24 protein-coding genes are annotated in these 23,051 nt (G+C 42.6%); 1 reads left to right on the forward strand and 23 read right to left on the reverse strand.

What is annotated here, in order from left to right; translation table 11 throughout:
* Positions 1-5: 5 nt before the first annotated feature.
* From paaX to IHV11_RS17260, 23 genes are all read right to left on the reverse strand, one after another.
* Positions 6-899 (reverse strand): phenylacetic acid degradation operon negative regulatory protein PaaX, encoded by an 894-nt coding sequence (paaX, locus tag IHV11_RS17150; protein WP_197195652.1) that lies wholly within the window; start codon positions 897-899, stop codon positions 6-8.
* A 188-nt stretch (positions 900-1,087) separates the two neighbouring features.
* Positions 1,088-1,864, reverse strand: a complete 777-nt coding sequence (locus IHV11_RS17155; protein WP_197126901.1) for an enoyl-CoA hydratase-related protein — start codon at positions 1,862-1,864, stop codon at positions 1,088-1,090.
* A gap of 14 nt (positions 1,865-1,878) precedes the next feature.
* A complete protein-coding gene (locus IHV11_RS17160; protein WP_197195653.1) occupies positions 1,879-3,084 on the reverse strand; it encodes a thiolase family protein in 1,206 nt (401 codons plus the stop codon).
* Positions 3,084-3,956 (reverse strand): 3-hydroxyacyl-CoA dehydrogenase, encoded by an 873-nt coding sequence (locus IHV11_RS17165; RefSeq protein ID WP_197195654.1) that lies wholly within the window; start codon positions 3,954-3,956, stop codon positions 3,084-3,086. The genes IHV11_RS17160 and IHV11_RS17165 overlap by 1 nt, the downstream gene beginning before the upstream one ends.
* 435 nt (positions 3,957-4,391) lie before the next feature.
* On the reverse strand, positions 4,392-5,897 hold the full coding sequence (locus tag IHV11_RS17170; protein ID WP_197195655.1) for an aldehyde dehydrogenase family protein: 1,506 nt from the start codon (positions 5,895-5,897) through the stop codon (positions 4,392-4,394).
* A 27-nt stretch (positions 5,898-5,924) separates the two neighbouring features.
* Positions 5,925-6,698, reverse strand: a complete 774-nt coding sequence (locus tag IHV11_RS17175) for an enoyl-CoA hydratase-related protein (RefSeq protein ID WP_066391448.1) — start codon at positions 6,696-6,698, stop codon at positions 5,925-5,927.
* Between the two features lie 13 nt (positions 6,699-6,711).
* Positions 6,712-7,488 (reverse strand): enoyl-CoA hydratase/isomerase family protein, encoded by a 777-nt coding sequence (locus IHV11_RS17180; protein ID WP_197195656.1) that lies wholly within the window; start codon positions 7,486-7,488, stop codon positions 6,712-6,714.
* Positions 7,481-7,786, reverse strand: coding sequence for an EthD family reductase (locus IHV11_RS17185; protein WP_066235887.1), 306 nt, complete (start codon positions 7,784-7,786; stop codon positions 7,481-7,483). The genes IHV11_RS17180 and IHV11_RS17185 overlap by 8 nt, the downstream gene beginning before the upstream one ends.
* A gap of 37 nt (positions 7,787-7,823) precedes the next feature.
* A complete protein-coding gene (gene paaD / locus IHV11_RS17190) occupies positions 7,824-8,324 on the reverse strand; it encodes a 1,2-phenylacetyl-CoA epoxidase subunit PaaD (RefSeq protein ID WP_370568701.1) in 501 nt (166 codons plus the stop codon).
* A 26-nt stretch (positions 8,325-8,350) separates the two neighbouring features.
* Positions 8,351-9,157: a 1,2-phenylacetyl-CoA epoxidase subunit PaaC gene (gene paaC / locus IHV11_RS17195; RefSeq protein WP_197195657.1), complete on the reverse strand. Its 807-nt coding sequence runs from the start codon at positions 9,155-9,157 to the stop codon at positions 8,351-8,353.
* Complete coding sequence (gene paaB / locus IHV11_RS17200; RefSeq protein WP_197195658.1) at positions 9,154-9,501, reverse strand: 1,2-phenylacetyl-CoA epoxidase subunit PaaB; 348 nt, start codon at positions 9,499-9,501, stop codon at positions 9,154-9,156. The genes paaC and paaB overlap by 4 nt, the downstream gene beginning before the upstream one ends.
* Positions 9,502-9,524: 23 nt before the next feature.
* Positions 9,525-10,490 (reverse strand): 1,2-phenylacetyl-CoA epoxidase subunit PaaA, encoded by a 966-nt coding sequence (paaA, locus tag IHV11_RS17205; protein WP_137790508.1) that lies wholly within the window; start codon positions 10,488-10,490, stop codon positions 9,525-9,527.
* 70 nt (positions 10,491-10,560) lie between these two features.
* Positions 10,561-11,889, reverse strand: a complete 1,329-nt coding sequence (locus tag IHV11_RS17210) for a phenylacetate--CoA ligase family protein (RefSeq protein WP_197195659.1) — start codon at positions 11,887-11,889, stop codon at positions 10,561-10,563.
* Between the two features lie 451 nt (positions 11,890-12,340).
* Positions 12,341-13,330: a lipoate--protein ligase gene (locus tag IHV11_RS17215; RefSeq protein ID WP_197195660.1), complete on the reverse strand. Its 990-nt coding sequence runs from the start codon at positions 13,328-13,330 to the stop codon at positions 12,341-12,343.
* 27 nt (positions 13,331-13,357) lie between these two features.
* On the reverse strand, positions 13,358-14,092 hold the full coding sequence (locus IHV11_RS17220) for an MBL fold metallo-hydrolase (RefSeq protein WP_197195661.1): 735 nt from the start codon (positions 14,090-14,092) through the stop codon (positions 13,358-13,360).
* Positions 14,093-14,150: 58 nt separating this feature from the next.
* A complete protein-coding gene (locus IHV11_RS17225) occupies positions 14,151-15,026 on the reverse strand; it encodes a LysR family transcriptional regulator (RefSeq protein ID WP_197195662.1) in 876 nt (291 codons plus the stop codon).
* Positions 15,027-15,105: 79 nt separating this feature from the next.
* A complete protein-coding gene (locus IHV11_RS17230; protein WP_197195663.1) occupies positions 15,106-15,396 on the reverse strand; it encodes a putative quinol monooxygenase in 291 nt (96 codons plus the stop codon).
* A 16-nt stretch (positions 15,397-15,412) separates the two neighbouring features.
* Complete coding sequence (locus IHV11_RS17235; protein WP_197195664.1) at positions 15,413-16,393, reverse strand: zinc-binding dehydrogenase; 981 nt, start codon at positions 16,391-16,393, stop codon at positions 15,413-15,415.
* A 93-nt stretch (positions 16,394-16,486) separates the two neighbouring features.
* Complete coding sequence (locus tag IHV11_RS17240; RefSeq protein ID WP_197195665.1) at positions 16,487-17,149, reverse strand: type 1 glutamine amidotransferase domain-containing protein; 663 nt, start codon at positions 17,147-17,149, stop codon at positions 16,487-16,489.
* Positions 17,150-17,336: 187 nt separating this feature from the next.
* On the reverse strand, positions 17,337-18,164 hold the full coding sequence (locus IHV11_RS17245; RefSeq protein WP_197126887.1) for a carbohydrate ABC transporter permease: 828 nt from the start codon (positions 18,162-18,164) through the stop codon (positions 17,337-17,339).
* Positions 18,165-18,194: 30 nt separating this feature from the next.
* Complete coding sequence (locus tag IHV11_RS17250) at positions 18,195-19,523, reverse strand: ABC transporter permease subunit (protein WP_197195775.1); 1,329 nt, start codon at positions 19,521-19,523, stop codon at positions 18,195-18,197.
* Positions 19,524-19,685: 162 nt separating this feature from the next.
* Positions 19,686-20,993, reverse strand: a complete 1,308-nt coding sequence (locus IHV11_RS17255) for an ABC transporter substrate-binding protein (protein ID WP_197195666.1) — start codon at positions 20,991-20,993, stop codon at positions 19,686-19,688.
* Positions 20,994-21,047: 54 nt separating this feature from the next.
* A complete protein-coding gene (locus IHV11_RS17260; protein ID WP_197195667.1) occupies positions 21,048-22,034 on the reverse strand; it encodes a LacI family DNA-binding transcriptional regulator in 987 nt (328 codons plus the stop codon).
* 210 nt (positions 22,035-22,244) lie between these two features.
* On the opposite strand from IHV11_RS17260, the gene IHV11_RS17265 reads away from it, so the two are divergent.
* Complete coding sequence (locus IHV11_RS17265) at positions 22,245-22,967, forward strand: amino acid ABC transporter ATP-binding protein (protein WP_144702836.1); 723 nt, start codon at positions 22,245-22,247, stop codon at positions 22,965-22,967.
* Positions 22,968-23,051: the final 84 nt, after the last annotated feature.

Below are 23,051 nucleotides of genomic sequence, written 5' to 3' on the forward strand. Positions count from 1 at the left end.
ATTTTTTAAGACCGGTTCTCCTGAATAAGAGGATGATTAAGAGCATCAAACTCTGAATCTTTCTTTAAATCGTTTCCATCCGAATAGATGCTTTCAAAGAAACGACTTGCTGGCCCTGCCAGTGCACGGTAATAATCACTGAAGAGTGAAGCTGCGTGATCACCTAGCCATTCTGCATGAAGAAGCTCCTTCGGTAGACCTGGATCGATGAAAAGAAACTTACGGTATTCGTGAACAAGCTTAGTGCGCTCTACGAAGCATTCTCCGTCTGTCATCTCACCTTTTTCAATCTTATTCTTATCGATCACATACTTTTGAGAATACGTTACGATGAACTCGTTGTATTTCTCGTTAATGTCGTTTAAATCCCAACACTCAGAAACTAGCTTTTCATTCTCATTGGGCCCATTGTAAACGGCTGTAAAAGAATGAACATAGTCTTTGATGTCATATTTATCAATCATAGATTGAATCTGCTCTGAGTATGCGTGTGGTGAGATCCAAAAGCTGTTTGCCAGTAGACCAAACCCGCTCCAGACCAGTTCTTTTCGAAGCTCATCACGAATGCTTCTTTTCTCTTCAGGAATCGTATAGGTGAACATCATCCATTCGCCGTTCCACGGTTCCTGTTGCGCGTTAAAGATTCTCTTTGCCGCTTCATCCATCCGCTTTTTTCCACGCTCTGTTAAATAATAATAACTTTTATTCCCTTGTTTTCTAGCTACGATCCAGCCTTGCTTATTCATTCTGGAAATCGCTGCTCTTACGGCCTGTTCGTTGTGACCAAACTCTTCTAACAATCGAATCAAGCTGCCGATCCATATCTCACTGCCATAATGCCGGATATAGTCTCCGTACAATGTGAAAATCATGGAACGTGTGTTTAAACTATTCTGCATGTTCATACCCTCATTTGTACCTATTATTGTCTGTACAATCCTACCATAAAGAAAACTTAGCTGACATCAAGTCTTTCACGTCAATTTAGTTGCACTCATACGATCGACTTAAATCTGGAACCTCGTCGAAAAACATCATGCAAAAAAGTTATACTCTATAATAGTAGAATTACTGAGACAGAAACAAGTTACTCTCCCTTAAATACAGGTGGTCTTTTTTCTCCAAAAGCAACGAGCGCTTCCATTCGATCTTTTGTAGGAATCGTCACTTCATACGCTTTCGCCTCAATCGCAAGTCCTGTCTGCAGATCAACTTCTGTTCCATGCTTGATCGCATACTTTGCTTGCTGAACAGCTACTGGTCCATTCTTCATGATAAGACCAGCATAGTTTTCACAAACAGCCATCAATTCTTCTCTTGACGTCACTTGGTTCAAGATGCCGTAAGAAAAAGCTTCTTCAGCCATCATCTTTTTTGCTGTTAAGATTAGTTCCATCGCTTTCGCTTGTCCGATCAGTCTCGGAAGACGCTGAGTTCCGCCTGCCCCAGGGATGATTGCCCAACTAAGTTCTGTCAGACCCATTGACGCTTCTCTCACAGAAACTCGAAGATCACAAGCTAGAGCCAACTCGAAGCCGCCTCCAAAAGCATGGCCATTGATCGCACAGATCGTAGGCTGCGGCAAAGCTTCAACAGCAGAGAACACATCGCGAATCTTGCGCACATTTCTTCTTACTTCTGATTCACTTAGTGTACGGCGTTCTTTTAGATCAGCTCCTGCACTGAATGCTTTCTCCCCTGCACCTGTAAAAATTACAACACGAACATCACTGTTGTGATGAATGTCTTCTACTACTTCTTCAAGCTCTTTTAACGTTGAAAAATTAAAGCAGTTCAATACTTCCGGACGGTTTAATGTTACATAAGCAACATAATCTTTTACTTCGTATAAAATAGCACTCACTTTAGATGACCCTCCTATTCATTGATCGCTTCCACGATGGAAGCAATACCTTGACCAACACCGATACACATGGTTGCGAGACCGTAGCGCGATCCTTGCTTTTTCATTTCGTGCATAAGCGTAGTTAAAATGCGCGCACCGCTAGCTCCAAGTGGATGGCCAAACGCAATCGCACCGCCGTTCACGTTAACTTTACTGTGATCAAGTCCCAGTTCGCTCATACAGGCAAGTGATTGTGATGCAAAAGCTTCATTCAACTCGACCAAATCAAGGTCAGCTATAGAGAGACCTGCCCGCTTTAATGCTTTTTTGGAAGCTTCGATCGGACCTACACCCATTATAGCTGGTTCCAGACCTGCAACACCGGAAGAGACATATCGAGCTAAAGGCTTTAATCCTAGCTGATCTGCTTTTTCACGGCTCATCAACAGTAATGCAGAAGCTCCATCGTTGACTCCAGACGCATTTCCGGCGGTGACGCTTCCGTTTTTAAACAACGGTTTAAGCGTACCAAGCTTTTCAAGCGACGTTTCAGGACGAGGGTGTTCATCTTCTGTCACCCACGTTTCGTTTCCTTTTCGGTCTACTATTCTTACAGGAACGATCTCCTCTTTAAATCGGTTCTGTAGGGTAGCTTCTTTTGCTTTTTGTTGAGAATCATATGCGAATTGATCTTGTTCTTCTCTTGTAATTCCATATTTTTTCGCTACGTTCTCTGCTGTTTCAGGCATAGAATCTGTACCGAACTTTTCATGCAGAAGCGGATTAACGAAACGCCACCCAATTGTCGTATCAAACATTTTCATATCACCACGAGGATAGTCGACTTCAGGCTTCCCCATTACGAGTGGTGCGCGTGTCATACTCTCCGTTCCACCCGCGATGAAGATATCCCCTTCTCCTGCCAAGATTGCCCTGGCACCGTATATGACCGCATCCATACCAGATCCACATAAACGGTTGATCGTCGTTCCACCTACTTCAACAGGAAGTCCAGCGAGTAAAGCAGACATTCTTGCCACGTTACGATTATCTTCTCCTGCTCCGTTTGCGTTTCCGAATATTACTTCTTCGATCTCTCCAACAGGAAGTTTAGGGTTTCTTTCCACAAGCGCTTTGATTACCACTGCTCCTAGATCATCGGGGCGAACCGTTTTTAGTCCACCTTTATATCTTCCTATAGGCGTACGGACAGCATCAACGATGACGACCTCTTTCATTACTTTTTCACCCCGTTATCTTCCGTGGTATAGTCGTATACCCCTTTACCTGACTTTCGGCCAAGTCTTCCCGCTTTAACATACTTGACTAAAAGTGGTGCCGGACGATATTTTTCGCCTAACGTTTTATGAAGATAGTTCAAGTTATTCAGTCGTGTATCAAGACCTACTAAATCGCCGAGCTCAAACGGCCCCATTGGAAAATTCAAACCAAGTTTAATGGCTTTATCTATATCTTCTGGTGTACCAACACCTTCTTGCAGCATATAGAAAGCTTCATTCCCAATCATGGCAGAGATTCGGCTTGTAACGAATCCCGGGAACTCGTTAACGGTTACTGTTTCTTTCCCCATCTTCACAGCAGCTTCCTTAGCGAGTTCAACCGTTTCATCGCTTGTTTCATGCCCGCGAACGATCTCAACGAGTGGCATTCTATGGACTGGGTTAAAGAAGTGCATGGCGATTACTTTTTCAGGTCGTTTTGTAAATGAACCAATTTCTGTCGGACTCATCGTTGAAGTGTTTGTCGCAAGCACACAATGTTCAGGTGCTGAGCGGTCTAGTTCTTCAAAAACAGCACGCTTGATCTCTATATTTTCTGGAACAGCTTCAATCACTAGATCTGCACCGCTCACGGCTGCTGATAGATTCGTAGCATATGAAAGTCTCGCTTGCGCTTCTTCAGCTACACTTTGTGATAACTTTCCGCGAGATACTGCTTTTGAAAAAATAGAATCGATCTCTTTTTTTGCATTTTGTAGTTGTTCTTCTTTTACATCAACGAGCTGAACATCAAAACCGCCAACTGCGCTCACATAGGCGATTCCTCTTCCCATCACACCCGATCCGATGACTACAGCATTTTGTAACAATAGTCTCTCCTGCCTTTCTTTTAAACAAATGTTTAACGTTTTGTATGCAATGATGCTCTTGATAGTGGTTGATTTCCGTTCCAGGTACTCGCTTTCCGCAGGGTGTGCGGTGAGCTCATTCGCCGCTTCGCGTCATTGAACGGTCTCACCTTTCCGCTCCAATCAACTATTCAAAGAAGTAGCTTAGCAGCAAATTCTTGTATAAAAAGCGAGCACTAAGGCCCGCTTTTACATTTGTGTCTCTTTTTTAGAAGCTTGTAAAGATTGTTGCTGCATTGACAAGTTGATTGGAGTGAAAGGTGCGAGACTCCTGCGGGACGAGCGGTCAGGTGAGACACTTAAGAGTGAAACGTACGAATGTGGCTCACCGGTCGCCCCGCGGAAAGGGAGCACCTGTAACGGAAATCAACTACTTCCAAGAGCAACTGAGCTTTATTACAGATTAAAAGGATTCAATGGACGTGATCCTGTGTAGGACACGACGCTCTTTGTTTCTGAATAAAGATCAAGTGTCTCAATACATAGCTCTCGGCCGAAACCGGATTGCTTGTAGCCGCCGAACGGTGTTCCTGGGAATGCAGAGAACGGTGAGTTGATCATGATCGTTCCAGCTTGAATCATTCCGGCAACGCGTGTTGCTTTCGCATGGTCTTTTGTCCATATCGCTGCTGCTAGACCAAAGTCTGTGTTGTTTGCTAGTTTCACAGCCTCTTTTTCGTCCTTAAACGTAGACACCACGACAACCGGTCCGAAGATTTCTTCTTTAACTACTTTCATGTCTTCATTTACATCTGTGATGATCGTCGGAAGGTACCAATGACCGTTTTCATAACCGTCCACTTTTGCACGTCCACCGCCTAGAAGGATAGTTGCTCCTTCTTCTTCAGCCGATTTCACGTAACCGTCGATCACTTCAAGCTGGCGCTCTGAAATGATTGCTCCAACATGTGTACCTTGATCGAGTGGATTACCTAGTACAAGCTTCTTCGCTTTTTCAACGAACTTTTCCATGAAAGCATCATATACACTTTCCTCGATATATAGACGAGAACGTGCTTCACAAGATTGCCCTGTGTTATAAAAAATACCAAATAACGAGCCGTCAACTGCTGCATCAAGATCTGTATCGGCAAAAACTAAGTTTGGAGATTTCCCGCCAAGTTCAAGTGTTACACGTTTTAACGTTTGAGAGGCTTTAGCCATGATGTCTTTTCCTGTTCCAGTCTCACCCGTGAACGCTACTTTATCTACACCCTCGTGTTCAGCAAGGTATGAACCAACTGTAGCTCCGTCACCTGTAATGATGTTTACAACACCTTCAGGAACACCCGCTTCGTGACAGATCTCTGTCATTACGATCGCTGTGAGTGGTGTTAAGCTAGCTGGCTTTAGAATGACCGAACAACCAGTTGCGATTGCCGGTGCAATCTTCCATGCTGCCATCATCATCGGATAATTCCAAGGAATGATCTGTGCGCATACGCCTAGAGGCTCTTTTAGCGTGTAGTTCATAAATGGTCCTGGCATAGGGTTTACAGCACCGCGGTGGCTGACGATTGCACCCGCATAGAACTCAAAGTCTTCAATCGCTTGCATGACTTGACCTTGTGCAGCACTTAACGATTTTCCGCTGTTTAAAATTTCAAGCTCAACAAGTTCGTTATAACGAGAACGCATGATGCTAGCAATCTTGTTCATCGTGCGAGAACGCTTATTTACAGGAGAGCGCTTCCATTTTCCTGTTTCAAAAGCCGTTCTTGCCGCCTCAACAGCACGGTCAACATCCGCTTTCGTTGCTTTTGCTACTTTCGCTAACGGTTCACCTGTTGCTGGATTATATGTAACAAAGTATTCTCCTTCAGATCCACCAACACTTTGTCCGCCAATAACCATTTCGTATACATCACGTTTTACTGCTTTCACTTCTGTCTTTGTGCTCATGTTCTCCACTCCTTTTAATCTAGATGTCTATTTTCCTGTGAATGCTGGTTTTCTCTTTTCTATAAACGCATGAAGACCTTCTTGGTGATCCGCTGACTCTCCAGCAATTTTTTGCGCTTGAGCTTCATATTCAAGCACTTCGTTCAGATCACTTTCCCAGCTTTTATTCATATAACGTTTAATGAGCCCGATTGCTTTCGTTGGCATGTTTGCAAGTTTCTCAGCGAACGTTTCCACTTCAAGCATAAACTCTTCTTCACTCACCGTTTTCGTTACAAGTCCAAACTCTTTTGCTTGTTGAGCGGTAATCTTCTCACCTAACACAGCAAGCTCCATTGCTTTTGCATGTCCTACTAAACGAGGCAAGAAGTACAGATTTCCAGAATCAGGTACAAGACCAACATGAATGAACGCTTCTATGAAACTCGCTTTCTCACTTGCGATACGAAAGTCACAAGCTAGAGCAAGACTCATTCCTGCACCAGCTGCAACACCGTTCACGGCTGCGATGACTGGCTTTTCCATGGCAACTAATGCTTGCACCATTGGGTTATATCCTTTGCGAAGAACATCACCGTAATCAGCGCCCTCTGGTGAACCAGTTAAGTCTTGACCGGAACAGAACGCACGCCCAGCACCCGTAATCACAACCGCTCTTACATTGCTGTCTTTGTTAGCTTCCTTTATCGCTGAAACCATTTCCTTATGCATAAGTGATGTGAATGCATTGAGCTTATCTGGACGATTTAAAGTAATCCAAGCCGTTTTTCCTCTTGTTTCGTAGCTGATCGTTTCAAACATGTTCATATCCCCTCTACTTCCCTTTAAATTCGGCTGGACGCTTTTCAACGAAAGCCTTCATGCCTTCTTTTTGATCTTGAGACGAGAATAATAGATAAAAGTTTTTACGTTCGAACTGCATGCCTTCGTGTGTGGAATAATCAATGGACTTATAAACGGTCTCTTTTATTAAACGAGTAGATAAAGGTGCTCTTGAAGCTACAATCTTCGCATACTTCTTTGCCTCGTCCACGACAAGTTCTGGTGCTATAACGCGGTTGATCACGCCATATTGAAGTGCTTCATCCGCTGTCATCGGGTCACCGAGCCATAGCCATTCAAGAGCTATTTTCTGCCCCATCAGCTTTGTAAGTTTTACCGTGCCACCAGCACCTGGCATCACGCCAAGCTTGATCTCAGGAAATCCAAACTGTGCGTTTTCTGCAGCAAAAAGAATATCTGCGCACAGCGCTAGTTCAAAGCCTCCTCCAAAGCAATAGCCGTTGACTGCACCGATGATCGGCTTTTTTATCGTTGCGAGACGATCCCATTCTTTAAACTGATTTAATAGTTCAAGAGAGACCGCTGTATCTTCTTTCATCTCATCAATGTCGGCACCGGCTGCAAATGCACGCTCACTGCCTGTTAAAACAATTGCTTTTACCTCGTCATTACGGTCGAAGCTTTCAAAAGCATCTAATAGTTCCGTAACCATCGGCCTATTGATCGCGTTTAACACACGCGGCCTGTTTAATTGAATGAAGGCGATTCCATCTTCAACAGAGGTTAGAATTGTTTCGTAATTACTCATTGATTTCCTCACCGATCATAAGCGTTACGAGTTCAGCTGCAAAGCTCATCAAGTCTTTTCCTGAAGCTTTACCTTCATCAGACTTCATAGCGGCTTTCAACGCATCATGATCGTCATAGTACATCTCACAAAGAATGTGATAGTCGCTTTTCCCCATCGGTGAACCTACGATTTTTGTTACTTCCATTTTGCGAAGTCCAGGAATCTTTTTCGTGATCTCTGTATGATGTCCAAAATAGTGCTCGTCGAACTGCTCCAAGTTTTCAGGTGTTTTGTAAAGTGCGATTAGTTTTACCATGTGTGTTTCCTCCCTATTTTTAAAATCATCATTTCTCTTACCCCATGTCAGCAACAGGTTTCATCGCTTCAAACGGGTTCTTGCACGACTTGCAATATAGGATACTTCTGCAGGCTGTTGGCCCAAAGATGTTTTCCATCGTTACGTACGTTGATCCACAATACGGACAATCGATCTCCCAAGGTTCACCCATCACATGGTTCGCAGGTGGCGGTGAGATGCCAAACTCTTTTAACCTCTCACGCCCTTCGGCTGTAATGCGATCTGTTGTCCACGATGGTGTAAATACAAATTTCACTTCTGCTGAAGTAATTCCTTCTACATTTTCAATCGCTTTTTTTATATCTCGTTCGATGATGTGCAGAGCTGGGCAGCCAGAGAACGTAGGCAGAACAGAAATCCTGACCTTATCATCTGTCACGTCCACTTCGTGCACCATTCCGAGATCCAATATACTGACAGAGGCGATTTCAGGATCTTTTACATCCCCAAGCGCGTCCATCACACTATCAGTCATGCTGCTCTTTAATTCGGACACGTGGTTCATCTCCTTTCTAAATCGTCTTACCAGCCAGTTGAAGGATTTGTTGCATAAACTTCAGAAAGTGTTGCAGTTGCTTGCTTCAAGTCTTCCGTGTGCACGCCGTTTCGGCCATTGCCTCTTTCCATGCGAGGTTCACCCGGATAGGATGCACCTACTTCTTTTAAGACAGCTTCAATCTTGTTGTTCCATCTCTTTTTCATAACGTTCTCGTCATCAATAAAATTTGCTTTCACGATATCTTCATAGTACGGTCCTAGCGTAAGAACTCCGCCAAAATCTCTCCAAACCTTTTGGATCGCTTCTGTCATTCGCAGGGTTGCTTCATCTGTACTTGTCATAAGCTGCTTGAACCAAATCTCCCAGTGCATCAGATGGTAATACTGCTCTGTCATGATTTTACGGGCTGCTTCTGCCAAAGGTTCATAGGATGAGTGGCGCAGGGAATCTAGACGTATATGTTTGTGTACAGCGTAAAAGTAGTTGCGTACGACAGTGAATGCCCAGTCATAATCTGGTTCTTTTAAGTACGTTCCAGGTCCGTTCACTTCTTCTAAGATGATGGCATTTCGAAACTGATCAGGAGATCGCAAGTGAGCAATCCTGTCTGCTTCGCCTTCTCCAAGGTTCTCTAGCAGGTTATAGTACAAATTTGCGTGTCCCATCATGTCTTGTGAGATAGAAGAGAAGGCAACATCCTCTTCAATGTGCGGTGCTAGACCAAGCCACTCCGATCCGCGAAACGCAAGAAGAAAATCATCGTCTGCAAGCTGATAAAGAAGCTCGATCAACGCTTTCTTTTCTAGTGGTTTTAACGTTTCCTGTGTCATGAATTGTCTCCCCTTCCGCCAAGGATGTGCTGTTCGGTAAACTGCTCCTGGTTGTAGTCACGCCACTTCTTCTTCAGATAACCATATCCTTTTGTTTCTCTATATTGTTTATCTAGGCGTTTAAGCATTTCTCTTTCGTCCTGGTTAAGACCCCTTATGTTCTCTCTTTTCACAACCCAGATGTCAGCGACCGTTTCTCTTCTGAAGAAGTTCTCTTTTGCCATGATGAGTGCCATATCCGCGTTTGGTGCTAAAAGGCTGAAGCTATGTTGAAACGGAGATTTATCTGTTTTTTTGCTGAATACTTCATACACGTTGTAAAATTCATTTGTTGATTCGCTCACCTTTGTTTCTCTCCTTTCCGCTGTTAGATCGCCTTTTTAGCAGCGAGTGCCGCGCGAACCCACTCGTTATTTTTATATGAGCGGCGTCGAAGATCTAAACGGTTTTGTGATTGTGGCCCGTTACCAGAAACAATCTGTTTGAACGTGCTCCAGTCAGCATCCTTATAGATCCACATCTGACTGTCTTCATCAAAACGGATCGTATCATCTGGAATCGTTAGCCCAAGCGACCAAATACGAGGAATATATTTTGTGAAGAACTCTTGCCTGAGGTCCTCGTTTGTTTTTGTACGAATCTTGTACATGATGTTCTTGTCCGCGTTTGAATTTCCGGTTTCTTTTGCTGACTTTGGTCCAAAGAACATGATCAGTGATTCCCACCAGCGGTTTAACGAATCCTGCAACATTTCACGCTGTTCCGGTGTTCCTTCGGCCATCGCTAAAATGATGCTCTCACCGTGTTGCGCATGGAAAACTTCCTCCGCACAGATACGCTTTAACGCCCTGGCGTATGGCCCATAAGAAGAATCAAGCATCATACTTTGAGAGATGATTGCCGCTCCATCTACAAGCCAAGCGATGATTCCCGCATCGCCCCAAGTTGGAGCATCCATATGAAACACGTTATGAAACTTTAATTTACCGGAAAAAAGATCTTCCATGATGTCGTGGCGGTTCTTGCCAAGAGGGGCCATCAAATCTTCTGCCACACGAAGCAAGAGCTGCCCGTGTCCCATCTCATCCTGAACTTTAGCCATGATCGCGAGTTTGCGGTGAAGTGAAGGTGCTTTAGGCACCCATTCTTTCTCTGGAAGCGCTCCCATAATTTCCGAAATGCCATGCATCGATATCAAACGAATCAGCTGCAGGCGATAATCTTCCGGCATCCAGTCATCCGGTTCGATCTTCTCACCGGCGTTGATCCGATCAAGAAAATGAGTCATTTTCTCTTCTTCACTAAGCTGATTAAAACTCATACCAACTGTCATGTTGTTCCCTCCTATTATATTACGTTTAATTACCGTAATTATAAATTAACGTCATACGATTGAAAAGTAGTTAAACACCCATTTTTTTCTGTATCTGTCTGACCACACGAATCGCCTTACCTTCAGAACGTGGTATTCCTTTTGGTGGATACACTTTAATATTCATAGATACGAGGCATGTGTCTTTGATCTTTTTTGTGATCGTCTTCTTTAACAGGTGTGTCGCCTCATGATTTTCGTCACCGTTTGTTACAGCATAAAGCTGTTCCGTCATCTCAACATGAAGTTCAATATGCTCTTTTAATCCTTCTGTTAAGATATGAACTTGATAGTGAGGAACGATATCCTCTATAGAAAGAAGACAGTTCTCGATTTCAGACGGAAACACGTTAACTCCACGAACGATAATCATGTCATCGATCCGTCCTTTAACACGACTCATTCGTATGGAAGTTCTTCCGCAACTGCAAGGCATGCGGTTGATGGAAGCAATATCTCCTGTACGATATCGGATGATCGGAAAAGCTTCCTTGGTTAAACTCGTAAACACAAGTTCGCCATACTGACCGTCAGGCATAGGTTCAAGCGTATCAGGATTAATGATTTCAGCTAAAAAATGATCATCCATAATATGAAGCCCGTTTTGTGCTTCATGACATTCCATCGCTACACCAGGACCCATCACTTCGCTTAATCCATAAATGTCCATTGCTTTGATGCCAAGCTTCTCTTCAAGCGTCGCACGCATCTCTTCAGACCAGGGCTCTGCTCCAAATATTCCGTATTTTATCGAAGTCGCTTTCGGATCTTTTCCCATCTCCTCCATCTTTTCAGCAATCGTCAATATATAAGAAGGCGTTCCGCATATCACCTGTGGTTTAAAGTCTTCGATTAAAAGGATCTGGCGTTCTGTATTACCGCCTGATACAGGAACCGTAATCATACCAAGTCGCTCTGATCCGTTATGAAGTCCGAGTCCTCCTGTAAAAAGACCATATCCATAAGCATTATGAAGAACATGACCTGGCTCTCCACCTGCGATTGCGATAGAACGCGCTACCATGTTACTCCACCTGTCAATGTCTCCTTCTGTATAGCCAACCACTGTCGGTTTACCGCTCGTTCCAGAAGATGCGTGTAGTCGAACGAGGTGATCTTGCGGAACTGCAAAAAGCCCAAAAGGATAATGATCGCGAAGATCTTTTTTTACGGTAAAAGGAAGTTTTTGAAGATCTTCTAAAGTATCAATTGAAGAGGGCTGAATTCCTTTTTCGTCAAATGCATTTTTGTAAAAAGAGACATTCTCATATACATTTTGTATCGTCTGCTTTAACCGGTGAAGCTGAAGCTCTTCTTTTTCATCACGGCTCATACATTCCACTTGTGGATGGAGGATCATTCTTTCATCTCCCTTTATAATATGTAAGCGATTACAATTGAGATTAAAAAAATATGACGTTTTTGTACCGTTATCTAATTATTGTGTGATGTATTTGGTTTCAGCTTATCATTTATAATAATTTTCTGTCAAATGAAAATACAAAGCTGAAATGACTGTTTAGCCCCGACGAGCACATCATTTCCTGAATGGGATACGTTTTTTGTATCCTAATTAGGAAAGAATGTGACCTCGAGGGGCTGGTCATTGAACCTGGACTGATTTTGAGTGCTGAAACAGCCGTTTAGACACACAACTTTTGGATGAGTTGTTGAAGACTTATAAATTGTCTTTGAGGACTTATAAAAAAATTTGAAGACTTATAAATTTTTTTGAGGACTTATAAATCAAACTGAAGACTTATAAACGTTATAAACTAACAAAAACCGCCCATGAAAAGGCGGTTTTCTCCCTAATATAATAGATCAAGGAACTCCTGACGCGTTACATTTCCGAAATAGTGACTTAAATCTAGATCCTCAAGCACTTCCTCGATCGCTTCACGGTCATAACGAACACCGTTCAGCTTGTTTTCAATATCTGACACGTCACCTACACCGAAGAAATCTCCAAAGATCTTACTTTCTTGAATGATACCTTTTACGATGTGCAGTCTGATATCAACAGAGCCTGCTGCAAATCGATTCGAAAGTTCAACATTGAACTTAGGTGACTTTCCGTAGTTCCAATCCCAGTTGGCGTAGCGTTCTCTTGAGATTTTGCGAATTTCTTCCCAGTCTTTTTCCGTCAGCTCGTATTTTGGAACAGAATCCAACTCTTCAAATAAGTAAGCAAGAAGCGTCTGTTTGAATTCTTCCATCGTCATATCTTCGTCTAAGTGCTCGCGGATATTTGTTACACGACTGCGGATGGACTTGATACCTTTTGACTCGATCTTGTCCATACGTACATTTAGAGCAGAGACTACATTTTCGATCTCAGAATCAAAAAGTAATGTTCCGTGGCTAAACATACGGCCTTTCGTAGAAAACTGTGCGTTTCCGGAAATTTTCTTACCGTCTGCCAAAATATCGTTTCGTCCGCTTAATTCAGCGTTGACACCAAGTTTTTTAAGTGCTTTTACAACAGGATCGGTAAACTTCTTGAAATTATGAAACGAATTACCGTCATCTTTCGTAATGAAGCTGAAGTTTAAGTTTCCGAGATCATGATACACGGCACCGCCACCTGATAAACGACGAACCACATGAATACCTTCATCACGAACATAGTCCGCGTTGATCTCTTCAACGGTATTCTGATTCTTACCGATGATGATCGATGGTTCATTTATATAAAAAAGCAAATACGTTTCATTGATGTCTAAATGTTTTAAAGCGAACTCTTCTATAGCTAGATTCACTCTTGGGTCTGTAATATTTTCATTATCAATAAAAAGCATATTTCTCTCCTCTTTCAGTCCCTATCTTTAAGCTCCCCACGTCCAGCCGGAAGAGGCAAGCTCCACTTTATTGTTATACACCTCTTTTGCCTCTGTGACAAGCTGTGATAACTGACCAAAATGAGGAAGATGTGTGAGGAGCAGTTCACGAGCATCAGACTCATGTGCTAGCTTGCCGCAATCCTCTGATGTCATGTGGCCTGGGCCGCTTCCATCCATCCCTTTGTAAAAGTTGCATTCTGCGATTAACAAGTCCGCATATCGGCTGAACGGAACGAGTTCAGGAATGAGCGCAGTATCTGCTGTGTATACGATCGTATGCTTCCCATCTGTAATGCGCATCGCATAACAAACAGCAGCATGCTTCGTCAGCTGAAACGTAATCGTGAATGGTCCGACCTTTAACACTTCATCAGGATGATAGGGAATTCCTTTTGTGCTATTGCCGTGTGTCAGCGAACGAAAACCATCTTGATCCTTATCATGACCATAGATTGGAAGCGTCTGTATTCCTTTTTGTAAAAACGACTGAATGAGACGACTGTATTGAAGAACTCCAACATCAGCCACATGATCTGCATGGTAGTGCGATAATACAACCGCATCTAGTTTTTCAGGCTGTATATACTTTTGAAGTTGTGAGAGCACACCGCTTCCACAATCGATGAGCAAATTATATCCTCCGCTCTGAAGAAGGTATCCCGATGTGGCTTCACCTGCTCCAGGATAACCACCCCAATATCCGATGACCGTTAGTTTCATAACTCTAAGCCCTCCGCCTTTTTTATTTACTAGTCTACACAATGCACTGCTCTTCACACTAGCTTTTACGTTTAAGAGCCTCTAGTACCTTCACTAATACAGGGCTGTTTTTATGTTCTACTTTATATGCGGCATAGATGGTGTTCTCTGTGGTTAGTTCAGGAAACAATATCTTCACACGATTTTCTTGCAATGATTTTTCAATTAGATAAGTGGGAAGTATGCTCATTCCCAACCCATTTTCGATGCCCTCTAAAATCGATCTTAAATCAGGTATCACATGGCAAGGTTGAAAGTCTGGTCGTTTTTTAAAATGATCTCGCCAGTATCTTCTTATAATAGGAAGTTCCAACCCATAGCTCAGCCAGTTCTGTTTGTTCAGCCACTCCTCAATCTCAGCAGTACTTTCTAGATTTGTTTCATAGATTGGTGGTACCACAGCAACAAACACTTCATCTTCGAGTTTTTGATATTCAATTCCTTGTTGCTGCACTTTTTGAGTGGTTAGAATAAGATCCACTTCATCCTTCTCTAACTTTTCTAGTAACGTACCTGCTACTCCGAACTGAGATAAAAACCGAATATTTAAGTCTCGTATTTTAGGAAGAGTTCGAATCGTAAAATATTCTGCATGCGAACCAATACGGATTACGGGTGCTCGCTCATTTCCAGATGAGCTATGAAGCATTTCTAGTGTCGTATTTTCTAAGTTCTCTATGAGCGGAACAATCTTTGTATACAGCTCTTTTCCTTTGTCCGTAGGTATCATCTTTCGGGGAGCGCGAATAAATAGAGGTTCCCCTATTTCTGCTTCTAAAGCTGCTAGATGCTGACTCATGGCAGGCTGTGTTAAAATTCTAGCTTTTGCTGCAGCAGAAACGGAACGATGCTTGTAGATGCTGATGAAACTTCTGTACCATTCAAAATCAATCATCCATTTTCCTCCTCTCTAAAGGGGATCTATGCGTAAAAAACTGCACCGCTCCAGATGAGATACGATGCAGTGTTTCATTCTATAGCTCAATGACGTTTAAACGATATACTTCTCTATTCTGTACAAGAGTTTCTATATTTTTGCGATAAGCTTTATAGTGCTGTGAATTAATGTGACTGTTAAGCGCATCTTCATCACGCCAGTTTTCATAAAAAACAAAAGTTGAAGGATTCTCAGTAGATTCATGCAATATATAGCTGATACACCCTTCTTCTTTACGTGACGCTTGTGCAACATTAATCAATTCATCACGCAACGCTTCCTCTTTGCCTTCTCTTGCTATTAATATTGCATTAATTGTTATAGCCATGACCGTCACCTTCTCCTTATAGGATTTTACAAACAATCTTGCCTTTTACATGTCTTTCTGAAAGTTTCCCTAGAGTCTCAGGTACTTCTTCAAGTGAGATGACTTGTTCTATAAGTGGAGATATTTTCTTATCTGCTACAAGCGCCATCAACTCGTCTCCCATTTTGGCTAAGTCGCGTTCTGCCACTTCGTCTTGATTATGATGGATGGCGTTTAATGCTACCTCATGGAATGAGATCACTCTTGTGAATGGTTTTACCTTTGTATAATCAGGGGCGCCAGCAATATGTGCAATGTGTCCGTTGTATGCGATTAAGTCGAGTGATGCAGTTGCATTTTCTCTAGAGACTGTATCCAGAACTGCATCAACACCTCTACCATTTGTAAAAGCCATTACTTTTTCCTTAACATCGTCTTCCCTATAGTCGATCACAAGATCTGCTCCTAATGATCGAACGTACTCATGATTGTGTTTGGATGCCGTGGAGATAACTGTTTTTCCTGCATTTTTAGCCAGTTGAACCGCAAACCCACCTACACCGCCTGCTCCAGCATGGATCAAAATTGTATCGATTGAAGACATAGGTAATTTTCTAAACAGAGCTTGATAAGCCGTATAACCTGCTGTTGGAAGAGCGGCTGCTTCTTCAAATGATAGAGAATCTGGAATACGTGAGATGGTATGTGCAGTTGTTACTCCATATTCAGCGTATGCCCCTTTTTTGTTAAAATCTCCGTGATACACAACACGATCACCGATCTTCCAATCCGTTACACCTTCTCCAACTTCATGTATGGTACCTGCCGCATCAAGTCCTAAAATGTGAGGATACGTCCAGTTCGGATTTCCTCCAGTTGCCGTTTTATAATCGACCGGATTTAATCCAGCGGCATGAATTTTCACTACAACTTCTCCCATTCCCGCAATTGGCTTGTCTATTTCTTCTACCTTCATTTCTTTCCATTGATTGGGTTCTTTCAAAAGTAAAGCTTTCATCTTATTTTCTCCTCTCCTTATTTCCTTCTCAATTTTCACAAAAAAGAAAGCCTGCAAACCTTTTATTATAAAGGTCTGCAGGTTTATCCATAATTATGCTAACTGCTTCAAAACTTCTTTTGCCACAGAAACTGTAGATTGTGGATTTTGACCCGTAATGAGTTGTCCATCTCTTTGTACATGATCTGACCAATTTTCAGCAGCAACAAATTGTGCGCCTAGTTCACGCATGCGTGTTTCTAACAAGAAAGGCATGTATTGATCAAGAGTAGTAGCTACTTCTTCTGCATCTGTGAATGAAGTCACTTTTTTTCCAGCTACTAACGGAGTACCGTCAGAGAGTTTCACACCAACTAACCCTGCAGGACCATGACAAACCGCTGCTACTACTTTATTTTGCTCATAAAGGTCGCGAATAACCTCTTGCAGTTTTGTGTTTTCTGGAAGGTCAAACATGGTTCCATGGCCACCAGGCAAGAAGATCGCATCAAAAGCATCAAGCTCATTGATTTCTTCTAATTTTATTGTGTTCTCAAGATATTTAGCTGTGTCTTGTATCTCTTGAGGCACTTCCCCTTCTAAGCTGCGGTCATCTACAGGTGCTTTTCCACCCTTAGGGCTTGCTACTGTAATATTGTGGCCAGCATTCGCAAACTCCACATACGCTTCACCAAATTCAGAAAGCCATAATCCTGTTGAGTGTTCGTTGTTCATGTTATCAGCCGTAGTTACGACCATTAATATATGTTTAGACATTGTCTAATTCCTCCTAACAAAAAGTAAGTTGTTTCTCTAACATTACCTATTGTAGACTTCCATAACCCATAATACAAATTAGAAAATATAACCCTATCTATAAATATATTTATTAATAAAGAATGAACATCTTGAAAAGATGACATGAGAAAAACCCCCGCTTTTTAGCGAGGGCTACCTATCAAAGCTATTCTTTTACCGCACCTGAAGTTAGCCCAGACACGATTCGGCGTTGGAAAAGCAATACCATGATTACAAGCGGCACCGTTACGATAACCGTTGCGGCTGTAACTTCTCCCCAAGGAATCGTAAACTGTCCTTCAAACATCGCAATTCCGACCGGAACGGTTTTGAACTCATCATCTGTATTGATCGTTAACGCGAACAGAAACTCGTTCCACGCCGATATGAATACAAGAATCGCTGTTGTGAAAATTCCTGGTATCGCCAAAGGCAAGATTACACGCCAATATGTTTGCATCGGTGAAGCCCCGTCCATTTTTGCTGCTTCTTCAAGATCGAACGGAATCTTTCGGAAGAACGTGACGAGCAGCCAGATGGATAATGGCAATGTAAATGTTGTGTATGGAATGATCAAACCTAGATAGCTGTTCGTTAATCCAAGATTTTTTAAAACGATATAGATTGGTGAGATCGTTGCGATCTGCGGAAACATGGAAACCGATAACACTAATCCAAGAATGACTGTTTTTCCTTTAAAGTTTAATCGTGCGATCGCATAAGCCGCAAAGCTCGCTACTAGGACTGCATAGACGGTAGTGATCGACGACACGACTAAGCTGTTCCATAAATATTTTAAAAATGGATAGTTAACAAATACAGATTCATAGTTCTCACCTGTCATGTTGTTTGTAAACGGTATGAACGCACGGTCGCCAAACAGCTCAGCAACCGGTTTAATTGAGCTTGCCAGTACCCATAAAAACGGAAACATGACAAGGAAGACAAACAATGTTAAGAATACGTAAAACATTGGGCCCGCTTTTTTGTTCATTTCCTATTCACTCCTTTATCTGTTCCGTTTTTATCTATCATTTAAAAGGTCTCGTCCAAGGAACTTGATGTAGATCATAGAGATGATCGCTACACAGACAAACACGATAACCGACAGCGCCGAACCTTCACCGAAATTGGTCTGTGCAAACATTACTTTGTAAGCGAGAATCGATATCGTTTCCGTAGAGTTTGCAGGACCTCCACCTGTAAGTACATAGATTAAGTCGAACACACGGAACGCATCTAATGTACGGAACAACAAGGCAACGAGAATGCTAGACTTTAGCAGAGGCAGCGTGATCTTTAAGAACTGCTTCCACTTGCTTGCTCCGTCAATCGCTGCTGCTTCATACAGTGAACTTGGAATCGTTTGAAGCCCCGCTAATAACAAGAGTGCCATATACGGTGTTGTTTTCCATACGTCTGCGAAAATGACGGCAAACATAGCGCCTGTACTGGTTGTCAGCATATCAGTCATCTGGTCAAACAACCCGATCTCAGCAAAAGCTTTGGCTACGATTCCATTTTGGCCATCATATAGATACTTCCACATGAATGCCGATACAGCGGTTGGAATCGCCCATGGAATGAGGATGGTTGCTCTCACGAGTCCTCTACCAAAGAAAGCTTTATTGATAAGGAGTGCAATCGCGAGACCTATAACGAGTTCTGCAAATACAGAGATTACCGTAAAAACAGTCGTATTTTGAATCGCCTTCCACATGCGGCTATCTGTTAAATTTTCTTTATAATGCTTCAGTCCGATAAAGTTAGGCGTGATGACTGAATCCTTTAATGATGCTGAAAGTCCGATTACGTCTTCTGGGTTTTGCAGTTCACCCTTCAGTTCTCTAAGTCGTTCAGAAGAATCTGTGACAGCTTTCTCCAGATCGAGCGCTACCTCTTTGTCCAAATCAGAAATCGCAAGCTCTTCACTGATGGGCTCCATCACGGTAAGCTTCTCATCTATTTCGTCATACTTGCTACTCAATTCTCCATCAGCTTTTAATTCTGCATCTACTTTTTCAAGATTTGCTTTGATTGCTTCAAGCTCTGTTTTTGTTTTTCCTGTTGCTTGATCGACTTCATCTTCTAGTGAACTGATTAAGAATGGATAGTTATCTAGATAGGTTTGCAGATTCACTTTATAAGACACATACGCTTCAGATTTCACTGGATTGTTCAGTCTCAGATCAAACATGCTGTAATAGAAAGATTGAAAAACTGGCCATATGGCAATGATCAAGATCAAGATCATCGACGGGGCGATCAGCATGTAGCCTAGCGAACGATCAGAGCGCTTTTTCTTCGCCTTTTGTTTCGTTTTTAATGCAGTTTGCTTTTGGTTGTTAGGCATTAGATCAGGTTTCAAAACGTGTCAGCTCCTTACTATTCGAATGCAATCGACGGACGGGCGCTGTTACGTCCATCCATTTCACTCTTTGTGGAATCGATACCAATTATAAAAGTAAGGGGAGCCTTTCTCATGGAAAGGCGTACCCCTATCACTTTACGTTTCTTACTTTACTAGTTTTTCTGAAATTTCTTTTTGCATGTTTTTAGCTGCTTGTTCTGGAGTAATCTTTTTCGCTACAGCTTGAGAAACTTGTACTTGAATGATGTCAGAGATCTCAGGGTAGTTCGGTGCTACAGGACGAGATACAGCTGCTTCAAGTGCGTTTACAAAGCCTTCTTCTTTAAAGTATGGGTTCGCATCTAAAATTTCTTGGTCTTCATATAGAGAAAGAATCGTTGGCGCGTGTCCACCTTTGATCGCGTCGATCTTCTGTCCTTCTTTACCAGCCATAAAGCTTAAGAACTTCCAAGCTTCTTCAGGGTGCTTCGTGTTTTTGTTGATACCAGCCATCCAGCCGCCAAGTGCTGCAGCAGTTCCTGCATCCCCTGCTGGAAGTGGAGCTACTCCAACTTTACCTGCGATCTTAGATTGCTTCTCATCATTTGCTAATGCGAATTGATATGGCCAGTTACGGATCAGACCTGCTTGACCATTGATAAATGCTGTATGTGACTCTGGCTCGGCAAACGTTGTAACGTTTTGCGGAACAACATCAGAGTTTGCAACTTCTACAAGCTTAGCGATTCCTTTGATCGCTTCAGGAGAATCAACTTTCACATCACCATTTTCGTCGATGATCTGCCCACCGTATGATGCGATGAATTCAACCGCGTTACATACAAGACCTTCGTATTGCTTCGCTTGCATCAAGTAACCAAACTGTGTTCCACCTTGGCCCTTCGTTTCCTTCGCTTTCGCTAAAAGCTCGTCCCACGTCTTTGGAACAGAACCTTCGTCAACTAAGTCTGTACGGTAGAAAAGCATTCCCGCATCGATAAACTTAGGAAGAGCCCATTGTTTTCCTTTAAATTTAGATGCTGTGATCGCACCTTCGTTATAATCATCTGGGTTGATCCCGTCTTTTTCCATAAAGCGGTCTAGCGGCATCAAGAATCCTGCTTGAGCAAACTCAGCTGGCCAGATTACGTCTAGATCAATAACGTCGATCTCATCAGAGTTCGCGTTAAATGCAGTTACATAAGCGTCATGCTGCTTGCCCGTATCTGCAGGCATCTCTTTAAATTCCACATCAATGTTAGGGTATTTCTTTTCAAAAGCTTCCACCATTGCTGTTGTACCTTGTGTATCATCCTTACCACGTGCATAGACGATCGTTACTTTTTCGTCTTTATCACCGCCGGAATTGTTACTGCTGCTGCTTCCTTCTTCTTTGTCCGAACAAGCTACAAGTACAAGTGACAATGCTAGTGAAGTAGAAATCACTTTTGAGATTTTCTTAAGCTTCTTCATTGTATTTCCCCCTAATCTCCTGTTTTGTAAACGATTACATTTCACCACAAAAAGTTACGTTGAGGATCGTTTGATCAACTGAAATGGCAGAATCACTTCTTTTCGACTTAAAGGTTTCTTTGCCTGAATCGCTTCTACCATCAAATTCATAGCCTGCTTTGCAATGGTGTCAATCGGCTGTTCGACCGTCGTCAGATCCATCAATGCTGCTAGAGGCTGATTATCAAACCCTATGATAGCGAGGTCTTCAGGTACTCTCCAACCCGCGTCAAACGCTGCTTTCGCAATACCTGCTGCCACTTCATCACTACCAGTAAAAACCGCTTGTGGCTTATCATCCAGCTCACTCAATTTTTCAAATGCAGCAAAGCCGTCTTGTACACTATAAGCGTTGTAAAAGAACCACTCTTCCTTCATCATGATTCCCGCTTCATCTAGCGCTTGTAAAAATCCGATCTTTCTGTCTTTAGAAACTCTGGAGCTCTTATGGTTGCCGGTGCAATACCCGATTTTTGTATAGCCTTGATCGATCAAGTGCTTCGTTCCTAGATAGCTTCCTTCTATCTGGTTTAAGTAGACGGAAGGTACTTGAGCAGAGTCTGAGTATTCGTTGCAAACGACGATGGGGCCGAACGATAAGTATGGTTCAAACTCACTCCAATCGTTTTCAATGGATGTTAAGATCAGACCATCTACTTGCTTTGTTTTTAAAAGCTCTAAGAAATTCCGCTCTTGCTCTTTCTTATAACGGGTCTGGCACAGTATGAGCTGATAGCCTTTTTTCGCGGCTTCCTTCTCCATCACTTCAACTAGATGACTGAAAAATGGATTCGTGATACGAGGCACATAGACAGCAATCGTCTCTGTCTGCTGCCGCCTCAATCGTCTTGCTGATGAATTGGGCACATAATTCAGTTCTTGCATCGCCTGTGTTACGAGACGCTTCTTCTCTTCTGTCACATACGGATGTTCATTGATCACCCTAGAGACAGTTGTGCGGGATAATCCTGCTTTCTTCGCCACATCTTGAATGGTTGCCATCAGATTCTCCTCTTAAAACAATTGTGGAATCGAATTCATGAAATCGTTTTCATAATCAGAGTATAGTTCACCGAATATTCACAGGTCAATCCTTTTTTCAGAAAGTTTTGTAATTAAAGATTTCATCAGAGGCAGGAAATACAACGATTCAAACGAACTTATGATAAAATACATACACGATTTTGTTTTTAACGTGAAAGGAGCCGGACCATGATTACAGTAAAAAATTTAAAAAAGTCCTTTGGTGATCTTGAGGTATTGAAGGATATCAATGCAGAAATAAAAGCACAAGAAGTTGTTTGTGTGATTGGCCCTTCTGGCTCAGGCAAAAGTACATTTCTCCGCTGTATCAATAAACTTGAAGACATAACAGGTGGACAAGTGATCGTGAACGGAACGGATATCACAGATCCAAAAACGAATATTAATAAAATTAGGGAAGATGTAGGTATGGTTTTTCAGCAGTTTAACCTCTTCCCTCACAAAACCGTCTTAGAAAACGTAACACTTGCTCCTCTTAAAGTGAAAAGCGCCAATAAAGAGGAAGCTCGTGACAAAGCGTTGAAGCTGCTCGCAAAAGTGGGACTGCAAGATAAATCGAATGCCTATCCTTCCCAGCTTAGTGGTGGTCAGAAGCAGCGTGTTGCCATCGCTCGTGCACTCGCGATGGACCCAAAGATCATGCTCTTTGATGAACCAACCTCGGCACTCGATCCAGAGATGGTCGGTGAGGTTTTGGAAGTAATGAAAGACCTTGCGCGTGAAGGAATGACGATGGTCGTCGTAACGCACGAGATGGGATTTGCACGAGAAGTAGGTGACCGCGTGATCTTCATGGATGGCGGCTACATCGTTGAAGAGAATGTTCCATCTGAATTGTTCGGAAACACGCAGCATGAGCGTACGAAGTCGTTTTTGAGTAAGGTTTTATAAGATGATGCCGGTTCCTGATTTTGAGGGACCGGCTTTTTTTGCTTTTTACGGGATGTGTGATTGTCGAATGGCCTTTATTTTTAA

This window comes from Fictibacillus sp. 26RED30 (genome assembly GCF_015903845.1).
In the GTDB taxonomy this organism is placed as follows: domain Bacteria; phylum Bacillota; class Bacilli; order Bacillales; family Fictibacillaceae; genus Fictibacillus; species Fictibacillus phosphorivorans.